The sequence below is a fragment of the Streptacidiphilus sp. PB12-B1b genome, from assembly GCF_014084125.1.
Taxonomy (GTDB): domain Bacteria; phylum Actinomycetota; class Actinomycetes; order Streptomycetales; family Streptomycetaceae; genus Streptacidiphilus.
The window spans coordinates 2922220-2939836 of the sequence record NZ_CP048405.1 but is presented as its reverse complement, the minus strand read 5'-3'; the positions used below and the strand labels follow the sequence as shown (position 1 = coordinate 2939836).

At 73.8% G+C, this 17617-nt stretch carries 15 protein-coding genes and 1 pseudogene; 14 read left to right on the top strand and 2 right to left on the bottom strand.

Going from position 1 to position 17617, the window contains the following annotated elements:
• Positions 1–281: 281 nt before the first annotated feature.
• The 12 genes from GXW83_RS13315 to GXW83_RS13260 all read left to right on the top strand — a co-directional run bounded on the left by GXW83_RS13315 (position 282) and on the right by GXW83_RS13260 (position 11586).
• Positions 282–1577 carry a class I adenylate-forming enzyme family protein gene (locus tag GXW83_RS13315; protein ID WP_225446953.1) on the top strand — a complete coding sequence of 432 codons (1296 nt, stop codon included), beginning with the start codon at positions 282–284 and terminating at the stop codon, positions 1575–1577.
• A gap of 57 nt (positions 1578–1634) precedes the next feature.
• The gene (locus tag GXW83_RS13310; RefSeq protein WP_182443280.1) at positions 1635–1940 is read left to right on the top strand and encodes a phosphopantetheine-binding protein; all 306 of its coding nucleotides are present in this window, start codon (positions 1635–1637) and stop codon (positions 1938–1940) included.
• On the top strand, positions 1937–2188 hold the full coding sequence (locus GXW83_RS13305) for an acyl carrier protein (RefSeq protein ID WP_225446952.1): 252 nt from the start codon (positions 1937–1939) through the stop codon (positions 2186–2188). Before GXW83_RS13310 ends, GXW83_RS13305 begins: the two co-directional genes overlap by 4 nt.
• Positions 2185–3291, top strand: a complete 1107-nt coding sequence (locus GXW83_RS13300) for a beta-ketoacyl synthase N-terminal-like domain-containing protein (protein ID WP_182443279.1) — start codon at positions 2185–2187, stop codon at positions 3289–3291. Before GXW83_RS13305 ends, GXW83_RS13300 begins: the two co-directional genes overlap by 4 nt.
• Positions 3291–3809, top strand: coding sequence for a hypothetical protein (locus GXW83_RS13295; RefSeq protein ID WP_182443278.1), 519 nt, complete (start codon positions 3291–3293; stop codon positions 3807–3809). The genes GXW83_RS13300 and GXW83_RS13295 overlap by 1 nt, the downstream gene beginning before the upstream one ends.
• 113 nt (positions 3810–3922) lie before the next feature.
• Positions 3923–5542, top strand: a complete 1620-nt coding sequence (locus GXW83_RS13290; RefSeq protein WP_182443277.1) for a class I adenylate-forming enzyme family protein — start codon at positions 3923–3925, stop codon at positions 5540–5542.
• The gene (locus tag GXW83_RS13285; RefSeq protein WP_225446951.1) at positions 5539–6852 is read left to right on the top strand and encodes a beta-ketoacyl synthase; all 1314 of its coding nucleotides are present in this window, start codon (positions 5539–5541) and stop codon (positions 6850–6852) included. The genes GXW83_RS13290 and GXW83_RS13285 overlap by 4 nt, the downstream gene beginning before the upstream one ends.
• Positions 6849–7841 (top strand): 4-hydroxyphenylpyruvate dioxygenase, encoded by a 993-nt coding sequence (hppD, locus tag GXW83_RS13280; protein ID WP_182443276.1) that lies wholly within the window; start codon positions 6849–6851, stop codon positions 7839–7841. The genes GXW83_RS13285 and hppD overlap by 4 nt, the downstream gene beginning before the upstream one ends.
• A 28-nt stretch (positions 7842–7869) precedes the next feature.
• On the top strand, positions 7870–8784 hold the full coding sequence (locus GXW83_RS13275; RefSeq protein ID WP_182443275.1) for a phytanoyl-CoA dioxygenase family protein: 915 nt from the start codon (positions 7870–7872) through the stop codon (positions 8782–8784).
• Positions 8781–9785: a thiamine pyrophosphate-dependent dehydrogenase E1 component subunit alpha gene (locus GXW83_RS13270; protein ID WP_225446950.1), complete on the top strand. Its 1005-nt coding sequence runs from the start codon at positions 8781–8783 to the stop codon at positions 9783–9785. The genes GXW83_RS13275 and GXW83_RS13270 overlap by 4 nt, the downstream gene beginning before the upstream one ends.
• Positions 9782–10762, top strand: a complete 981-nt coding sequence (locus GXW83_RS13265) for an alpha-ketoacid dehydrogenase subunit beta (protein ID WP_182443274.1) — start codon at positions 9782–9784, stop codon at positions 10760–10762. The genes GXW83_RS13270 and GXW83_RS13265 overlap by 4 nt, the downstream gene beginning before the upstream one ends.
• A gap of 11 nt (positions 10763–10773) precedes the next feature.
• The gene (locus tag GXW83_RS13260) at positions 10774–11586 is read left to right on the top strand and encodes a DUF3050 domain-containing protein (protein ID WP_182443273.1); all 813 of its coding nucleotides are present in this window, start codon (positions 10774–10776) and stop codon (positions 11584–11586) included.
• A gap of 88 nt (positions 11587–11674) precedes the next feature.
• Here GXW83_RS13260 and GXW83_RS13255 read toward each other — a convergent pair whose 3' ends face one another.
• Positions 11675–13774 carry a protease pro-enzyme activation domain-containing protein gene (locus tag GXW83_RS13255; RefSeq protein ID WP_225446949.1) on the bottom strand — a complete coding sequence of 700 codons (2100 nt, stop codon included), beginning with the start codon at positions 13772–13774 and terminating at the stop codon, positions 11675–11677.
• Between the two features lie 564 nt (positions 13775–14338).
• On the opposite strand from GXW83_RS13255, the gene GXW83_RS13250 reads away from it, so the two are divergent.
• Entirely contained in the window at positions 14339–14806 is a 468-nt protein-coding gene (locus tag GXW83_RS13250; protein ID WP_182443272.1) for a PPOX class F420-dependent oxidoreductase, read from the top strand.
• Between the two features lie 106 nt (positions 14807–14912).
• The gene (locus GXW83_RS13245) at positions 14913–15701 is read left to right on the top strand and encodes a DedA family protein (RefSeq protein WP_370466658.1); all 789 of its coding nucleotides are present in this window, start codon (positions 14913–14915) and stop codon (positions 15699–15701) included.
• A gap of 61 nt (positions 15702–15762) precedes the next feature.
• On the opposite strand, the pseudogene pgm reads toward GXW83_RS13245, so the two are convergent.
• A pseudogene (pgm, locus tag GXW83_RS13240) lies at positions 15763–17417 on the bottom strand (phosphoglucomutase (alpha-D-glucose-1,6-bisphosphate-dependent)).
• Positions 17418–17617: the final 200 nt, after the last annotated feature.

The following is a 17617-nucleotide window of genomic DNA, read 5'->3' as shown; positions in this document are numbered from 1 at the left end:
GTCCTGGATTGGCAGCGTAGAAGGTATGGACACATTGGTATAGACCTTGATTTGACGATTCGTCTGTGCCAGGGTCTGCATGCGGAATTGACCGCTTTCCTTGTGAACCGACGTCCATGATTTGCTCCTTGATGCGTGGAGTGGCGTTGACCGGTTTTCCCTTTCCCGACACCGCGGAGGCCCCGCGGAACTGGGTGGAACTTCTCCTGCTGGCAGGCCCGGACCAGGACGAGTGCCTCCGGTTCGGGACCACGATCGACCGCAGTACCCTCCGGGCACTGGTGGGCGAGCAGCACGAGCGGCTCGCCGCCGCCGGCCTCACCGCCGGGGGCACGGTCGCGCTGCGGCTGCCGCCCTCCCTGGGCTATGTGGCCGCACTGCTCGCCGGTTGGCAGCTGGGCGCCCAAGTGGCCTTGCTGGACTACCGGTTGACCGAGCACGAGGTGCAGGCGGCGCTGGCCCGGCTGGCGCCGCAGGTGCTGGTACGGGCCGACCGCACCGGCCCGGGCTCGCTGCGCGGCTTCAGCGAGGCGCAGCCGGTCGTCGTCCCGCTGCCGGACGGCCGCCCGGCGGCGACCCCGCACGCCGTGGTCCAGCTGAGTTCGGGTTCCACCGGACCGTCCAAGGTGATCGGCCGGACCGCGGCCGACCTGCTGCGCGAACTCGACTGCTACCGGCGGCTGCCGGAGTTCCCGGCGGCGGGCGAGCGGGTGGTGCTGCTCTCCTCCACCGTGCACGTGCTCGGGCTGGTCGGCGGGCTGCTCCACAGCCTGCACACGCAGGCCCCGCTGACCGTGCCCGAGCGGATGACGGCGGCCGGCATCCTGGCCGCCGTGGCGGCGGACGACCGTCCGACCACGGTGATCGGCGTGCCGTTCCACGCCGAGCTGCTGGCCGGCGTCCAAGCGCCGCCCCCGCTACCGCAGTTGCGGCGGATGGTGGTGGCCGGCGAACTGCTGCGCCCGGACGTCCCGCCCGCCTTCGCCCAGCGGTACGGGGTCCCGCTGGGCACCATGTACGGGATGACCGAACTCGGCGTCATCGCAACCGATCTGAGCGGACGTCACCACCCGTCGGTGGAGCCGGTGCACGGCATGGAGCTGCGCGAGCGCGACGGCGAGCTGCACATCCGGGTCGCCGCCTCGCCGTACCTGGGCGACACCGCGCCGGACCGCTGGTCCGACGGCTGGCTGCACACCAGGGACGCCGGGCGGGTGGACCAGGTCACCGGGCTGGTCACCGTGCTCGGACGGCGCGACTCGCAGGTCTCCGTCGGCGGCCTCAAGGTGGACCTCACCGAGGTCGAGCAGACCCTGGCCGCCCTGCCCGGCGTCCGCGAGGCGGTGGTGCTCTTCGCCGACGGCGCCATCGAGGCGTTCCTCTGCACCGAGGCGCAGGACGCCGGTACCGAGGCGGACGTCCTGGAGCGGATCGGGGAGCGCCTGGCCGCGTACAAACGCCCCCGCAGCACCGCCTTCCTGCCCGCGCTGCCGCGCACCGCCACCGGCAAGCTGCTGCGCGACGCAACCGCGCTCCACGCCGCCGCCGCGGCGCACCCCGCACCTGCCGCCCGCTGACGGCAACCCGTTCACGGCGCACCATCCGTCCTTCCCCCGAACGCCCGAGGAGCTGCCATGCAGGACCGGATCCGCACCTTCGTCCTTGCGACGCTGGCCGAGATGAACTACGACGTCTCCGAGGTCACCGGCGACACCGACCTCGGCCCGGCCGGGCTGGACCTGGAGTCGCTCGCCCTGGCCGACCTGTCGGTCCAGGTCGAGGACGAGTACGGGGTGAAGTTCGACCTCGACGAGATGGAGTCCACCGCGCTGATGACCCTGGACGAGTTCACCGCCGACGTGGCCGCCCGCATCGCCGCGGCCGGCGGCGCCTCCCCCGCGCCCGCTGCCTCCCCCGCGCCCGCCGGCAGCGCGGTGTGATCAGACCGCCGCTGCCCGACCGCTCCACGGTCGTGGCCATGCTCGCCCGCTACGGCGACCGCGCCCCCGAATCCGTGCACGAGAGCCTGGGCTCGCTCGAACTCACCTGGCTGATAGCTGAGTTCGAGCAGGCCTACGGCATCGAGCTGGACCTGGACGACGAACGCCTGGACGCGGTCCGCAGCGTCGACGACGCAACCGGCCTGCTGCGCGTGGCCGTCGAGGCGGCCGGGGCCGCGCAGTCATGACCGGCGACTCCACACCTCCGGCCCGGCCCGTGGTCACCGGCCTCGGCGTGCTCTCGGCCTGCGGTCGCGGCCTGGCGCCGCTGGCCGAGGCCACCGTGCACGGCAAGCCCGCGTTCGGCGCGGTGACCCGGTTCGACGTCTCCGCGCGGCGCACCGGCCGGGCGGCGCTGCTGCCGGACGCCCCGCCGCTCGCGCAGGCCGTGCTCACCGTCGTCGGCGACGCCTGCCGCCAGTCCGGCACGGACGGCGCGGGCACCCCGCTGCTGCTGGCCCTGCACAGTGACCTGGGCACCGCCGAGGCAGTCGCCCGGGTCGCCGACGGCGCGCGGCGGCGGTGGGGGTTTCCCGGGGTCACCCGGGTGTACACCGGGGCCTGCGTCGCGGCGGGGACGGCGGTGGCCGACGCGGCCGCCATGGTCTGCGCCGGACCGCACCGGCGGGTGGTGGTCGCGGCCGGACACCTGGTGCAGCCGGGGGTGTTCGCCGCGTTCGACGCCGGACGCGCGCTCTCCCGGGACGGCGAGGTCCGCCCGTTCAGCGCCGGGCGCAGCGGCACCCTGCTCGGCGACGCCGCCGCGGCCGTGGTGCTGGAACGCTCGGACGACGCCGCGCGGCGCAGCGTCCCGGCGCTGGCGCGGATCGCCGGCTGGGGCAGGTCGGGCGACGCCCACCACGTCTGCCGTCCGGCACCGGACGGCGGGGGGCTGGCCCGCGCCGTCGCCGCCGCGCTCGCCCGCGCGGGCATCGCACCGGAGGAGGTGGGCTATGTCAACGCCAACGCCACGGGGTCGCCGCTGGCGGACCAGGCCGAGGCGAACGCACTACGGCTGGTGTTCGGCGAGTTCACCGGGCGGCTGCCGGTCAGCTCCACCAAGGGCGTGCACGGGCATGCGCTGGAGGCCTCCGCCCTGCTCGAACTCGCGGTCACCATCGCCGCGTTGCGCGAGGGGACGCTTCCGGTGAACGCCGGCTGGGCCGGACCGGACGAGGACTGCCGCCTCGATCTCGTGCTGGACCAGCCGCGCACCGGCCGCCCGCGCTACGCGCTCAGCCTGAACTCCGCCTTCGGCGGCGCCAACACCGCACTCCTGGTGGCGGCCTGATGGGTTCTCAGCCGCTGACTGTGCTGGCGCGGGCGCGTTGGCCCGAGTCGGACGACGACCGGCTGCCGCCCCTGGCCGGCTTCACCGCCTCCTCCTTCAACCCGTTGGTGGCCGAGGCCGCCGAACGCTGCCTGCGGGCGCGGTACGGGCCGCCGCCGGGGCCGGGGCCGACCCGCACCGCGCTGCTGCTGGCCAGTTGCAGCGGCGACCGGGCCACGGCCGCGGCGATCGACGCGGCCGCCGCCTCGCAGCGGCGGGTGCCGCCGCTGCTGTTCTTCCAGTCCAACCCGAACGCGGTCCTCGGCCACATCGCGGCCCGCTGGGAGCTCACCGGGCCGGTCGTGGCCACCAGCCCGACCACCCCGCCGGGCCCGGACGGCGTCCCCGCCGACGCCCTGGAGCTGGCGGCGCTGCTGCTGGCGGACGGCGACGCCGACCAGGTGCTCGTCATCGCCGCCGAACAGGCCCTGCCGGGCGACAGCGACCACGCCGTCGCCCTGCTGCTGACGCCGTCCTGACCGGACGCGCCCCGCACCCGCCGGACCGGCACCCCGTTCACCCCGGCACGCCCACTCATCCGCACGCCCACTCATCACACCGGTATGGCCAGCGCCATGAGAGGACCAGCACCGTGAGCATCCGCAGTATCCGAGCGCTCCTGGCGGACGATCCGAAGGTCGGCGCCGGCAACGTGCTGACCAGCAGAATCGCCCTGGGGATCGGCCTCGACGAGCCTCTGCTGACCTTCGACACCCCGGTGGACGGCCGTGCCGCCTGGCAGCCGTTCACCCTGCGCGAGCTCGACCGATCGGTGCGGGCCCGGGCCGCCGCCCTGCACGCCCTCGGCGTCGGCCGCCGCGACCCGGTGGTGATCTACGCCTCCCACGCCGCCGACCACGTCCTCGGCTACCTGGCGCTGACCCGCCTCGGTGCGATCCCGGCGCTGCTCAACCCCAACATCGAGGGCGAGCGCGCGGCCCGCTACATCCACCGCCTCGGCGCCACCGGCGTCCTCGCCGACGCCGCCCACCAGGCGGTACTGGCCGGGCACGACACCGGGACGCCGCTGCTGCCGGAGGTCGGCGGCCTGGGCGCGGGCGATCCGGACGCCGCGCCCGAGCCGTTCCAGCACGCGCCGGGCGATCCGGTCGCCATCACCCACTCGTCCGGTACCACCGGCATGCCCAAGGCAGTGGTGCACTCGCACGACAGCCTGTACGCAGCCGTCCGGCACCGGCTCTCGCTGCCGCGCCCGCAGGGCTCCGAGCGGATGCTCAGCGCCCTGCCCGCCCCGCATGTCGCCACCCTGATCGCGGTGGCTCTGGCGCTCAGCTCGCAGGCCCAACTCGCGTTGCTGTCAAGGCAGTCCGGGGAGGGTGTGCTGGACGCGGCGGAGCGCTGGCAGCCGCGCGGGGTGATCGGGTTCGCGGCCACCTGGGCCGAGCTGGCGCACCACGACCTGACGAAACGTCAACTCGGTTCAGTGGCGCTGTGGTGGAACACCGGCGACTGCGCGCACGAGGCGCACATCCGCCGCCTGGTGGCGGTCGGTTCGCGCGAGGGCATCACCAGCGCCGGGCGCGCCCGCGTCCCCGGATCGCTGTTCGTGGACGGCCTGGGCTCGACCGAGATGGGCCACTCGCACTTCTTCATCACCCACACCCCGGACAGCGACCGCTACGGCCGCTGCGTCGGGCGTCCGCACGCCTTCGTCGACTGCGCCGTACTCGGGCCGGACGGGCAGGAGTTGGGCCCGGGCGAGGTGGGCGAGCTGGGCACCCGCTCGCCGACCCTGGCCCTGGGCTACTGGAACGACTCGGTCACCACCTACCGCACCCGGCTGCGCGGCTACTTCCTCACCGGCGACCTGGTGTACCGGGACGAGGAGGGCTACTACTACCACGTGGACCGGGCCGTGGACGCGGTCGACCTCGGCGGCGGGCGGCGGCTGTTCACCGCCCTGTCGGAGGAGCGCGTGCTGGCGGCCTGCCCCGACGTCGCCGACTGCACCGTGGTCGCGGTGCGCGACAGCGGCCGGGTGGTCGCGGATGTGCTGCTGCTCCTGCGCGCCGGGGCCGATCCGGAGGCCGACCGGAGCAAGCAGGTGGCGGCCGCGCTGGACGCCGACACCGCGCGGACGCTGCGGCAGGTGCTGGTGGTGGACGCCGCGCAGGTACCGCTCGGCCCGACCGGCAAGGTCCGCAAGGTGCTGCTCCGGGAGCGCCACCTGGCCGGGCCGGTGACCCGGTGAGCCGCCCGACGGGTGTGCCGGCGCTGCTCCGGGAGGCGGCCGTGGTCACCGGGATCGGCCTGGTCACCCCGGTCGGCCGGACACCGGACGCGTTCTTCGGCGCGCTGACCGGCGGGCGCGGCGGCGTCACCGCCGTGCCCGAGGGCCATGCCGCGCACGGCTGGCTGGAGGCCGCCGGGATCGCTCCGGCGATCGACGGGCGCGAGGTGCTGCCGCCGACCGAGGTCCGCTGCGTGGACCGGTTCGTGCTGCTGGCGCTGGCCGCCGCGGACGACGCCCTGGCCGACGCGGGGCTGGTGGTCGGGCGCGACGTGGACCCGCGCCGGGTCGCGGTGGTGCTGGCCACCGGGGGCGGCGGCCTGGAGACCTTCGAGCAGCAGTCGCACCGGCGGCTGGAGCGCGGCCGTCCCGGCGTCAGCCCCTATCTGCTGCCGGGCATGCTCTCCAACATGGCCACCGCCCGGGTCGCCATCAAGCACGGCATCCGCGGCTACAGCTCGGCCGTGGTGACCGCCTGCGCGGCCGGGGCCCAGGCCGTGGCCGAGGCGCTGCGGCTGATCCGGGCGGGCGACGCGGACGTGGTGGTGTGCGGCGGCAGCGAGTCCTCGCTGCACCCGACCATCGCCGCCGCCTTCACCAACGCCCGCGCGCTGGCCCACGGTTGGCAGGACGCCGGGCGGGCGAGCCGGCCGTTCGACGCGGCCAGGAACGGCTTCGTCCTGGGCGAGGGCAGCGCGGTGCTGGTGGTGGAGCGGGCCGCGCACGCGGACGCGCGCGGCGCGGCCGGGTACGCCGACCTCACCGGCTGGGGTGCCTCCACCGACGCGCACCACCCCACCATGCCCCGGCCGGACGGCGAGGGCGCGGCGGACTCCATGCGCTCGGCGCTGGCCGACGCCGGGCTGGAGCCGGCCGACGTCGGCTATGTCAACGCCCACGGCACCGGAACCAGGTTGGGCGACGTCGCCGAGACGGCGGCGCTGCGGGCGGTGTTCGGCGCGGACCAGCCCGCGGTCAGCTCCACCAAGGGCGCCACCGGGCACCTGCTCGGCGCGTCCGGGGCGGTCGAGGCGGTGGTCGCCGCGCTGGCCGTGGCCCGGGGCCTGCTGCCGCCCACGCTCAACCTGGACGACCCCGACCCGGCGTGCGCGCTGGACCACGTCCGGGGCCGGGCCAGGGCCGCGCCGATCCGCGCCGCGCTGTCCAACTCCTTCGCCTTCGGCGGCCACAACGTCAGCCTGACCTTCGGCCCGCCGTCCACCCGCTCCAGCCGACAGCCCATCAGACACCATTCCGGGGAGCCACGTTGACCGTCCAGGGCATCGCCCACATCGAGTACCACTGCGCCGACGCCGAGCAGGCGGCGGACGATCTCGCCACCGGCTTCGGCTTCGCCCGCGAGCGGGCGCAGCCCGCGGACCGGGACGGGCGGCGCAGCGTGCACCTGGCCCAGGGGCGGATCCGGCTGCGGCTGGTCTCGGCCCTGCGGGCCGACCACCCGGTGGCGGAGTTCGTCCGTCGGCACGGCGACGGCGTGGCCGTGCTGGCGCTCGGCTGCACCGATCCGGACGCCGCCCTGGACCGCGCGGTACGCCACGGTGCGACCGTGCTGGGGCCCGGCCTGGTGGCCGGTTTCGGCGATGTCGCGCTGCGGTTCGTCACCGCCGGGGAGCCCGCCGGCGGGGAGCCCGCTCTCGGCGACGGCCTGCTGGAGGCGCTGGACCACACCGCGATCTGCGTGCCCGCCGGGGAGTTGGCGCCCGCGGTGCGCTTCTGCGAGGCCGCGCTGGGCTTCCACCGGATCTTCGGCGAGTACATCGAGGTCGGCGCGCAGGGCATGGACTCCAGCGTGGTGCAGAGCGCCTCCGGCGAGGTCACCTTCACCCTGCTGGAGCCGGACACCGGGCGCCGTCCCGGCCAGATCGACACCTTCCTCGACGCGCACCGGGGCACCGGCGTCCAGCACCTGGCCTTCCGCACCCCCGGCATCGCCGACGCCGTGCGGACGCTGCGCTCGCGCGGCGTGGAGTTCCTCACCACGCCCGGCACCTACTACGACGGCCTGCTCGAACGCCTGGGCTCCACCGCCATCCCGGTGCAGACGCTGCGCGAACTCGACGTGCTGGTCGACCAGGACCACGGCGGCCAGCTGTTCCAGATCTTCACCCGCTCCGTGCACGCCCGCCGCACCTTCTTCCTGGAGCTGATCGAACGTCAGGGAGCCGGCACCTTCGGCACATCCAACATCAAGGCGCTGTACGAGGCCGTCGAGCGCCAGAACGCCGCCGCCACCGTCTAGACCGCGCACCAGGAGGAACGGACGCCCGATGCCGACCACCACCGAATTCCGACTGACCGACGCCGAACGCCAACTGCTGCCCACCGACGAGGAGGTCGCCGACTACGCCCTGCGCGGCTGGCACCTCTCCCGGCGGCTCTTCAGCGACCAGGAGCTGGACGACCTGCAGGCCGCGACCGAGGCGTACTACGCGGGCCACCGGGACCGCGCCCTGCCGGTGCGCCCGCCGAACCTGGCCTCCTGGACGCCCGCCGACGGGCCGGTCCAGCGGCACAACGACTACGTGCACTACGAGAGCGACGCCATCGGCGCGATCCTGCGCAAGCCGCTGGTGGGCGCGGTGGCCGCGCGGCTGGCCGAGGCCGAGCAGATCCGGGTGTTCCAGGCGACCCTGATCTACAAGCCGCCGGTCCCGGAGGAGCCCAGCAACCAGGTGCCGTGGCACTTCGACCGCCACTACTGGCAGACCTGCACTTCGGACCGGATGCTCACCGCCTTCATCCCGTTCCACGACTGCGGCGTGGAGATGGGCACCATCACCATGGTCGACGGCAGCCACCGCTGGCGCGAGCTGGACACCGGCGAGGACTCCAGCCGCCACTTCGCCCAGCGCGACCGCACCCAGCTGGAACAGGTGCTGGAGCAGAACGCCCGCTTCAACGGGCAGCAGCTGCGCAAGGTCCCGGTGGTGATCCCGCGCGGGCACGTCAGCTTCCACCACTGCCGCACCTACCACGGCAGCGGCGCCAACCTGTCCGCCGCCCCGCGCCGCGCGGTCTCGCTGCACCTGCAGGACGGCGACAACCAGTACCGGGCGTACCACCGCGCCGACGGCAGCCAGGTGGTCTACAACCACGACGTGCTGGTCCGCCGGACGCCGCAGGGCCTGCCCGACTACGCCGACCCCGACATCTGCCCGACCCTGTGGTCCGGTCCCCGGTGACCGCAGAACTGACGGAACGTCAAGCCACCGGCCTGGAGGACCCGCAGGGCCGCTACCGGATGCTGCGGCTGATCCGCGGCTTCGAGGAGCGGGCGCTGGCCCTGGTCAGGTCGGGGGTGATCGTCGGCGGCATCCACCCGTACATCGGACAGGAGGCGGTCGCGGTCGGCGTCTGCGCCGCGCTGCGCCCGCAGGACCGGATCACCAGCACCCACCGGGGCCACGGGCACGTCCTGGCCAAGGGTGCCGACCCGGGCCGACTGCTCGCCGAACTGGCCGGGCGCAGCGCCGGGTTGAACCGGGGCCGGGGCGGCTCCATGCACGCCGCCGACCTGTCGCTGGGCATCCTGGGCGCCAACGGCATCGTCGGCGCGGGTGCGCCGATCGCCGTGGGGGCCGCCTGGGCGGCCCGTCAGGCCGGCCAGGACCGGGTGGTGGCGGCCTTCTTCGGTGACGGCGCGCTCAACCAGGGCGTGCTGCTGGAGTCGTTGAACCTGGCCGCGATGTGGCGGCTGCCGGTGCTGTTCGTCTGCGAGGACAACGGCTATGCGACGACGCTGGCGGCGTCGGTCGCGGTGGCGGGCAGCGCGGTGGGCCGGGCGGCGGCCTTCGGCATCCCGGCGGTCGAGGTGGACGGGATGGACACCGACGCGGTGCGGGGCGCCGCCGCCGAGGCGGTGGCCCGGGCCCGGTCCGGCGCCGGGCCGAGCTTCCTGGAGTGCCGTACCTATCGCTTCGAGGGGCACCACACCATGGAGCGCCGGAGCAAAGTCGTCTACCGCCCGGCCGAGGAGGTGGCGGCCTGGCGTGCGCGTGATCCGCTGCCGCGCGCGGCGGCGGCGCTGGATCCGGCGGTGCGCGCGCGGACCGAACTGCTGGTGGCGGAGGAGCTGGAGCGGGCGGAGCGGTTCGCGCTCGCCGCCGGTGAGCCCGATCCGGCCGGGGCCTGCGACCACCTGTACGCCAGCGGGCTGCGGCCGAGGCCGGGGGCGGTGTCATGAGCAAGCTCTCCTACACCAAGGCGCTGAACCGGGCGCTGGAGGACGCGCTGGCCGGGGATCCCTCGGTGTGCGTCTTCGGCGAGGACGTCGGCGCGGGCCTGGCCGGGCCGACGCTGAACCTGCAGAAGCGGTTCGGCGCCGACCGGGTGGTGGACACCCCGCTGTCGGAGCAGGCGTTCACCGGCATGGCGATCGGCGCGGCGCTGTCCGGCCGACGGCCGGTGATCGAGTTCCAGATCCCCTCGCTGCTGTTCCTGGTGTTCGAGCAACTGGTGAACCAGGCACACAAGTTCTCGTTGATGACGGGTGGTCAGGCCAGCGTCCCGCTGACCTGCCTGGTGCCCGGATCGGGCTCCCGCGACGGCTGGGCCGGGCAGCACTCGGACCACCCGTACAGCCTGTTCGCGCACGCCGGGGTGAAGACCCTGGTGCCGTCCACGCCGTGCGACGCCTACGGGCTGCTGGCCTCCGCGATCCGCGATCCGGACCCGGTGGTGGTGTTCGCCCCGGCCGCGGCGCTGGCCCTGCGCGAGGACGTCACCCGGCCGTTGGCGCCGGTCCCGATCGGCGAGGCCCGGGTGCACCGGACCGGCGGCGAGGTGACCCTGGTGGCCGTCGGTCACCTGGTGCACGACGCCCTGGCGGTGGCCGAGGAGCTGGCCGACGAGGTGTCGGTCGAGGTGTTCGACCCCCGGACGCTGTACCCGTTCGACTGGGCGGCGCTCGCCGCCTCGCTGGAGAAGACCGGGCGGCTGATCGTCGTCGACGACTCCAACCGCAGCTGCGGGATCGGCGCCGAGGTGGTGGCGACCGCCGCCGAGGAGATGCGGCTGATCGCGCCGCCGCGCCGGATCACCCGCCCGGACGGGGCGGTCCTGCCGTTCGCCCTGGCCCTGGACCGCAGCCTGCAACCCGGCCGCGAGCAACTGCTGCACGCGGTCCGCAGCGTCATCAAGCAATCCCCGCAAGCACGATGAGGAGCAGTCAGATGCCGACCAACCGCTACCACTGGGACCGTACCCACCCCGGCCTGTCCGGCCTGCAGCAGGCGATCGAGCCGCTGCGCCGGGAGGTGGTGGAGCACCCGGTCTACCGCGAGCTGAACAGCATCGAGCGGGTCCGGGCCTTCCTGGACCGCCATGTCTTCGCAGTCTGGGACTTCATGTCGCTGCTCAAGAGTCTGCAGCGGGAGCTGACCTGCGTGGAGGTGCCGTGGGTTCCGGCCGGTCCGACCGCCAGCCGCCGGCTGATCAACGACATCGTGCTGGTCGAGGAGAGCGACGAGCTCGGCGAGGGCTTCACCAGCCACTTCGAGCTGTACGTCGAGGGCATGCGGCAGGCCGGGGCCGATCCGGCGCCGGTCTCCGCCTTCCTCGACCTGCTGCGCGCGGGCACCGCCGTCCCCGAGGCGCTGAGGGCGGCCGGGGCCCCGCAGGCGGCGGTCGCCTTCACCGGCGCCACCTGGGAGATCATCGAGAACGCGCCGGTGCACTGCCGCGCCGCCGCCTTCGCCTTCGGCCGCGAGGACCTCATCCCGGAGATGTTCGAGCAGGTCATCCGGATCGACGACGCCGACGGCGTGCTGAGCGTCTTCAAGGACTACCTGGCCCGCCACATCGAGGTGGACGGCGAGCAGCACACGCCGATGGCCATGCAGATGCTGATCGACCTGTGCGGCGACGACCAGGCCAAGTGGACGGCCTGCGCCGAGACCGTCCGTGCCGCGCTGCGGGCCCGGGTGGCCCTGTGGACCGCCGTCCTCGACTCGTTCGCGGAACTGCCCTCCCCCGCCTCGGTCTGACGCATCGTCATCTCCATGCGGAAGGCCCTGGCGCTCGGCGGGAGGGGACTCGCCGGGCGCCAGGGCCGCTCACTGCTGGCCGAAGGGCCTACCGGAAGGAGTTCAGGTAGTTCTCGTCCGGCGAGCCGACGCCGGTGGCGTCGTCGTAGCCCTTGGTCGCGGCCAGACCGTAGTCACGGCCGAAGGCCACCAGGCGGACCTTGAGGCTGCCGGAGACCACGCCGAAGTCGGCGACGGCGCTCAGCGGCTGCTGCCCCTTGCCCAGGGTGTTGTTGACCACGTCGTGGAAGTCGGCGCTGCCGGCCCGCTCGTAGATCGAGGGGTTGGCGAAGCCGATCGCGCGACCGTGCCGGGCCTGGATGGCGTCGGCCTGGATGCCGGAGAACTCCGGCGCCGAGACGCTGGTGCCGCCGTAGCCGCCCTCGCTGTACGGGCTGCCGTCGGACATGCCGACCAGCACCGAGGTGTACAGGTCACCGTTCATGGCGACGTCCGGGGTGACCCGCTGCGCGGTCTTGCTGGTCGCGCCGGTCATCAGCGTGTGCGCCAGCTTGCTTGGCACGACCGGGCCCTGGTACCACGGCTGGGCGAAGTCCTGGCTGGTACCGCCGCCGCCGCCGAAGTAGAAGGTGCCGGGGAACGGCGTCCAGCTCTTGCCGTCCGGGCTGAGCGCGGAGCGCAGCGTGCCCATGTCGGTCTCGAAGCCGTAGCTGCCGCCGGCGTCCTTGATGCCCAGGGCGGTGCCGCCGACGTCGGTGACCCAGGTGTCCGCGGACGGGAAGCCGGCCTGCGCCTCGGTGCTGGTGCTGTCGCAGTTGGCGCCGGTGGCCGCGGCGGCCGGGGACTCGTTGCCGCAGTCGCCCGCCGAGAAGTCGAAGCCGATGCCCTCGGTCGCGCCCTGCTGGAAGATCTGTTCGTACGCGGCGATCGTCGCCGGGCTCTCGTCGCCCGAGGTGGTGTGCATCAGCCCGGACCAGGAGCTGGAGACGACGTCGGCCAGGTGCTTGTCCACGATGGTGCTGAGCGCCGCCATCAGGTCCTGGTCGGAGCAGGAGTTGGCGCCGACGTAGACGACATCGGCGTCCGGGGCGAGCCCGTGCACCATCTCGACGTCCAGCGCCTCCTCGCCGGCCCAGCCGGCCGGGCCGCCGCCGCAGCCGTCGTTGGGACCGGTCTGGGTCCACAGCTTCGGGGTGAGCACCTCGGTGTACTGCCCCTTGCGGAACGCCTTGTCACCGTGGTTGACGGCGAAGTGGTTGGCGTCGGCCAGCATGGTCGAGGAGCCGTAGGCGTCCACGATGGCGACCCGGGCGCCCTTGCCGGTGAGGCCGGAGGCGGTGACGCCGTACGCCTTGCGCAGCTGGGACGGGGTGAAGGAGCACTGGTCGAAGGTGGTGTTCGCGGTGTACGCCTTGGGGGCGCCGCTGACCTTCTTCTGGCCCCAGTACGAGGAGCAGGTGGCGACCGTGGGCAGCCCCGGCTTGGGGGCGGGCTTCGGCTTGGGCTTCGGCTTGCCCTTGGCGTCGACGGCGACGCCCTGCAGCGGGTTGATCGGCTCGGCCTGGGCCCGCATGGTGGGCGCGTTGTCGCTGAGCCCGGTGACGCCGAGGACGGCCGAGGCGACCGCGGCGGGGATGACCGCGTTGGTGGCGGGGGCCTTGAGCAGCTTGCCCTGCACCGCGTACTCGTGCAGGTGGGTGCCGAAGGCGCGGTCGACGTCGGCGGCGGAGCCGTGCACGTCCAGGTAGTGGGCGTTGCTGCCGACCACGCTGAGGCCGGCGCCGGTCGCCCACGCGCGGACGGCCGCGACCTGGGCCGGGGTCGCGCCGAAGAGCTGCTGCTCCCGGGTGGGGCTGAGGAACTGGTCGTACTGCGCGGTGCCGGGCGAGGACACCGCCTTGGCGTACGCGGCCAGCCCGGCCGGGTTGCGCCCGGCCAGGTAGACCCGGGCGGTGAGCTGGTCGTTGGCGGGCGTGGTGCCCTTGTCGACCGAGGCCGTGGCCCAGTCCGGATGGGTGCCGGCCAGGGTCCGGGCGGCCGGGGCGGGCGCGGACGCCTGCGAGGGCGAGGCCAGGGCCACACCCCCGGCCACCATGGCCAGGGAGGCGGATATGACGGCCGCTATACGGCGGCGACGACCGCTGGAGGGCAGGATGTCGGAAATGACGACTCCAGGGAGTGAGTGCATGAAAGGCGGGACAGAGCATCTCGGGAACCGCAGGGAAAAGGCAGCCCGGAACAACCCTGAGTGATGTGTACACGCGCCGGGAATCACCGCGCAAGGGTTTTCTGAGAATTTGCTTGGGGTTATCTGAAAACGGGCACGTTCACGTTCAGCGGCGGACGCGGACCCTGCGTGCCCGACTCCGCCGGACGGCCACCCCCCGACCGGGGGTGGCCGGACATTGAGCTGACGGAACGTCAAAGTGACTGCCCATCAAGCAATATGCGCATGTCACGGGCGTGGTGGCGACCACGTCCGACCGGCGGGACGGGAGCGCGTCCCCCCATCCAGCGGGTACGGGCCCGTCTCCTGGGGGTTCACCCGGGCAGCCGCCACCCCGGAGAATGGGGACACGAACAGAACCGGCGTCGATCGGCGCTCTGCGAACACCGAAAGCCCCCGGATATGCGCACGGGCGGCTTCCGCCGGATATTCCCGGTGAATTACCGGTCTTTCCGGCGCGTCCGCAATGCACCGGAGTCGGTCTTTCGCCGCCCCGGGGAGCCCGTTCCCGCCTAGACTCGGGGTATGACGCGACGCATCGCCACCAACACCGCGGTCGACCGTGACGCCCTGCTGGAGTTCGTGGGCTCCCGGCACCACGGCCTGCTCATCACCACCCGTACGGACGGACGCCCGCAGGCCTCCCCGGTCTCCTGCGGGGCGGACGGCTCCGGTCGGATCGTCGTCTCCACCTACCCGGAACGGGCCAAGGCGCGCAACGCCCGGCGCGATCCCCGGGTGAGCATCGTGGTGCTGTCCGACGACTTCGACGGCCCGTGGGTGCAGGTGGACGGCGCCGCCGAGGTGATCGACGCCGTGGAGGACGTGGAGCCGCTGGTCGAGTACTACCGCTGCATCGCCGGTGAGCACCCGGACTGGGACGAGTACCGCGCAGCCATGGTCAGCCAGGGCAAGTCCCTGCTCCGGATCACCCCCGAGCGGTGGGGCCCGATCGCCACCGGGGGCTTCCCGGCGGCCCTGGCCGAGGGCTGACGCCGGAGGCGCGGGTGGACGCCGCCGGAGGGACCGCGTCCACCTGGGGGCCGAGGTGGCGCACCGACCCGTCTGGTTATGGTGATCAGGTGACTAGGAACCTGCCGTGAGCGCGGCCCTGGCCGTGCTCGCGGTGAACCCCACGAGTGGATCATCGCTGCTCTCGGCCTTCGGCGCACTGGCCGTCCTGGCGGTGACCTTCGCGGAGGCCGGGCTCCTGGTGGTCGGCTTCTTCCTGCCCGGCGACACCCTGCTCTTCCCGGCCGGGGTCTTCTGCGCCGCGACCGTAGGCAACGGTCCGCACCTGACCCTGTGGCAGGTGCTGCTGAGCGCGGCCGTCGGCTCCATCGCCGGAACCCAGTTCAGCTACTACCTGGGCCGTCACGGCGGCCAGGCCGCGCTGGCCCGCAGCAGCAACCGCCGGTTGAAGGCGGTGATGGCCCGTGGCGAGGAGTTCCTCGCCCGCTACGGCCGACGCAAGGCCATCCTGATCGGCCGCTTCGTGCCCATGGTGCGCAGCGTCCTCGGCCCGGTCGCCGGGATGCTGCGCGTCCCGGCGCCGACCTTCACGCTCTGGCAGGTGATCGGCGGCCTGGCCTGGACCCAGACCCTGGTGCTGCTGGGCTACTGGCTGGGCGCGGCGGTGCCCGGTGTGGAGAACTACCTGCTGCCGCTGGTCGCGGTGGTGGTCGCGGTCTCGCCGCTCCCGGTACTGCTGCAGCGCCGGAAGCGGACAGGCAAGCCCTCGGCACAGCAGGACAGCCCCGCGAAGGACCAGCCGACCGGCCCCGCCCCGGGCCGTGACGCTGACCCCGACCCCGGTCCCGACCGCGAGCACGACGGCCCCCGGCGCGGCGGGACCGGGCAGGCCCCGCCCCGCCGCTCCGGGGAGTGACCGGACCCGACGCCACGGGCGTCCGCCCGGACGACAGCCGCCCGGCCGGACGGCCCTGCGCTCAGCCCGTGCCCTGCAGCACGGCCGTGACCAGCTGCCTGGCCTCGTCCTGGACCAGGGCCAGATGGTCCGGGCCCTGGAAGCTCTCCGCGTAGATCTTGTAGACGTCCTCGGTGCCGGAGGGGCGCGCCGCGAACCAGGCGTTCTCGGTGCACACCTTGAGCCCGCCGACGGCCGCCCCGTTGCCGGGCGCCCGGGTGAGCACCGAGGTGATCCGCTCCCCGGCCAGCTCCCCGGCCGTGACCTGCTCCGGCGAGAGCGCCGCCAGCACGGCCTTCTGCGCCCGGTCGGCCGGGGCGTCCACCCGGGCGTAGGCGGGCGCGCCGAAGCGCTCGGTCAGCGCCGTGTAGTGCTCGGAGGGGTGCGCCCGGTGACCGCGGTGATCTCCGAGGCCAGCAGGGCCAGCAGGATGCCGTCCTTGTCGGTGGTCCACACGCTGCCGTCGCGCCGCAGGAACGACGCCCCGGCGGACTCCTCCCCGCCGAAGGCGAGGCTGCCGGAGAGCAGCCCGTCGACGAACCACTTGAAGCCGACCGGCACCTCGACCAGCTCCCGGCCGAGGTCGGCGGCGACCCGGTCGATCATGGACGAGGAGACCAGGGTCTTGCCGATCCCGGCCGCCTGCGGCCAGCCCTGGCGGTGCCGGTAGAGGTAGGAGATGGCGACGGCGAGGTAGTGGTTGGGGTTCATCAGCCCGGCGTCCGGGGTGACGATGCCGTGCCGGTCGGCGTCCGCGTCGTTGCCGGTGGCGATCCGGTACTCGGAGCGCCGGCCGATGAGCGAGGCCATGGCGTGGGGCGAGGAGCAGTCCATCCGGATCTTGCCGTCCCAGTCCAGCGTCATGAACCGCCAGGTCGGGTCGGTCAGCGGATTGACCACGGTCAGGTCGAGCCGGTGCTGTTCGGCGATCCGGCCCCAGTAATGGACGGAGGCGCCGCCCAGCGGGTCCGCGCCGATCCGCAGCCCGGCCTCGCGCACCGCGTCCAGGTCCAGCACGTTCGGCAGGTCGGCGACGTAGGCGCCGAGGAAGTCGTAGCGGCCGGTGGTGTCGGCGGCCAGCGCCCGGCGGTACTGGACGCGCTTGACCTCGCCCGGGCCCTTCTCGATCAGGGCGTTGGCGCGGTCCTGGATCCAGGTCGTCGCCGCCGAGTCGGCCGGGCCGCCGTGCGGCGGGTTGTACTTGAAGCCGCCGTCGGCGGGCGGGTTGTGCGAGGGGGTGACCACGATGCCGTCGGCCAGGCCCGCGCCACCGGGGGCGCGGCCCCGGTTGTGGGTGAGGATGGCGAGCGAGACGGCCGGGGTGGGCGTGTAGCCGTCCCCGGTGTCGATCAGCACCCGGACGCCGTTGGCGGCCAGGACCTCCAGCGCGGTGGCCCGGGCGGGCTCCGAGAGCGCATGGGTGTCGATGCCGAGGAACAGCGGCCCGGTGGTGCCCTGGGCGGCGCGGTAGTCGCAGATCGCCTGGGTGGTGGCGGCGATGTGCGCCTCGTTGAAGGCGGTCGCCAGGGACGATCCGCGGTGGCCCGAGGTGCCGAAGGCCACCCGTTGCCCCGGGTCCTCCAGGTCGGGGACGAGGGTGTAATAGGACGTCACCAGCCGTGCGACGTCCACCAGGTCACTCGGCTGTGCCGGTTGTCCGGCCCGTTCATGCACCATGATCGCTCCTTCCGGCGCTCTGCCCCGATCCTACGGCCTGGGGGTGTCGGACCGGCCGCACCGCGGGCAGCGCGGCGTCGTGCGGCTCGCTCGTGCGGCTGGGTCGTAAAAAAGGCAGGTCGTGCGGCAGGTCGTGCGGCGGAAAGGGGCCGGGCCCCGGCCGCGCGAGGCGGCCGGGGCCCGGAGGTGCTGCCGGGGTG

What these genes read in the sequence shown, in the direction of transcription:
- GXW83_RS13310 (WP_182443280.1), top strand. Translation starts at nt 1,635, where the DNA reads ATGCAGGACCGGATCCGCACCTTCGTCCTTGCGACGCTGGCCGAGATG.
- GXW83_RS13300 (WP_182443279.1), top strand. Translation starts at nt 2,185, where the DNA reads ATGACCGGCGACTCCACACCTCCGGCCCGGCCCGTGGTCACCGGCCTC.
- GXW83_RS13295 (WP_182443278.1), top strand. Translation starts at nt 3,291, where the DNA reads ATGGGTTCTCAGCCGCTGACTGTGCTGGCGCGGGCGCGTTGGCCCGAG.
- GXW83_RS13275 (WP_182443275.1), top strand. Translation starts at nt 7,870, where the DNA reads ATGCCGACCACCACCGAATTCCGACTGACCGACGCCGAACGCCAACTG.
- GXW83_RS13265 (WP_182443274.1), top strand. Translation starts at nt 9,782, where the DNA reads ATGAGCAAGCTCTCCTACACCAAGGCGCTGAACCGGGCGCTGGAGGAC.
- GXW83_RS13260 (WP_182443273.1), top strand. Translation starts at nt 10,774, where the DNA reads ATGCCGACCAACCGCTACCACTGGGACCGTACCCACCCCGGCCTGTCC.
- GXW83_RS13255 (WP_225446949.1), bottom strand. Translation starts at nt 13,774, where the DNA reads ATGCACTCACTCCCTGGAGTCGTCATTTCCGACATCCTGCCCTCCAGC.
- GXW83_RS13250 (WP_182443272.1), top strand. Translation starts at nt 14,339, where the DNA reads ATGACGCGACGCATCGCCACCAACACCGCGGTCGACCGTGACGCCCTG.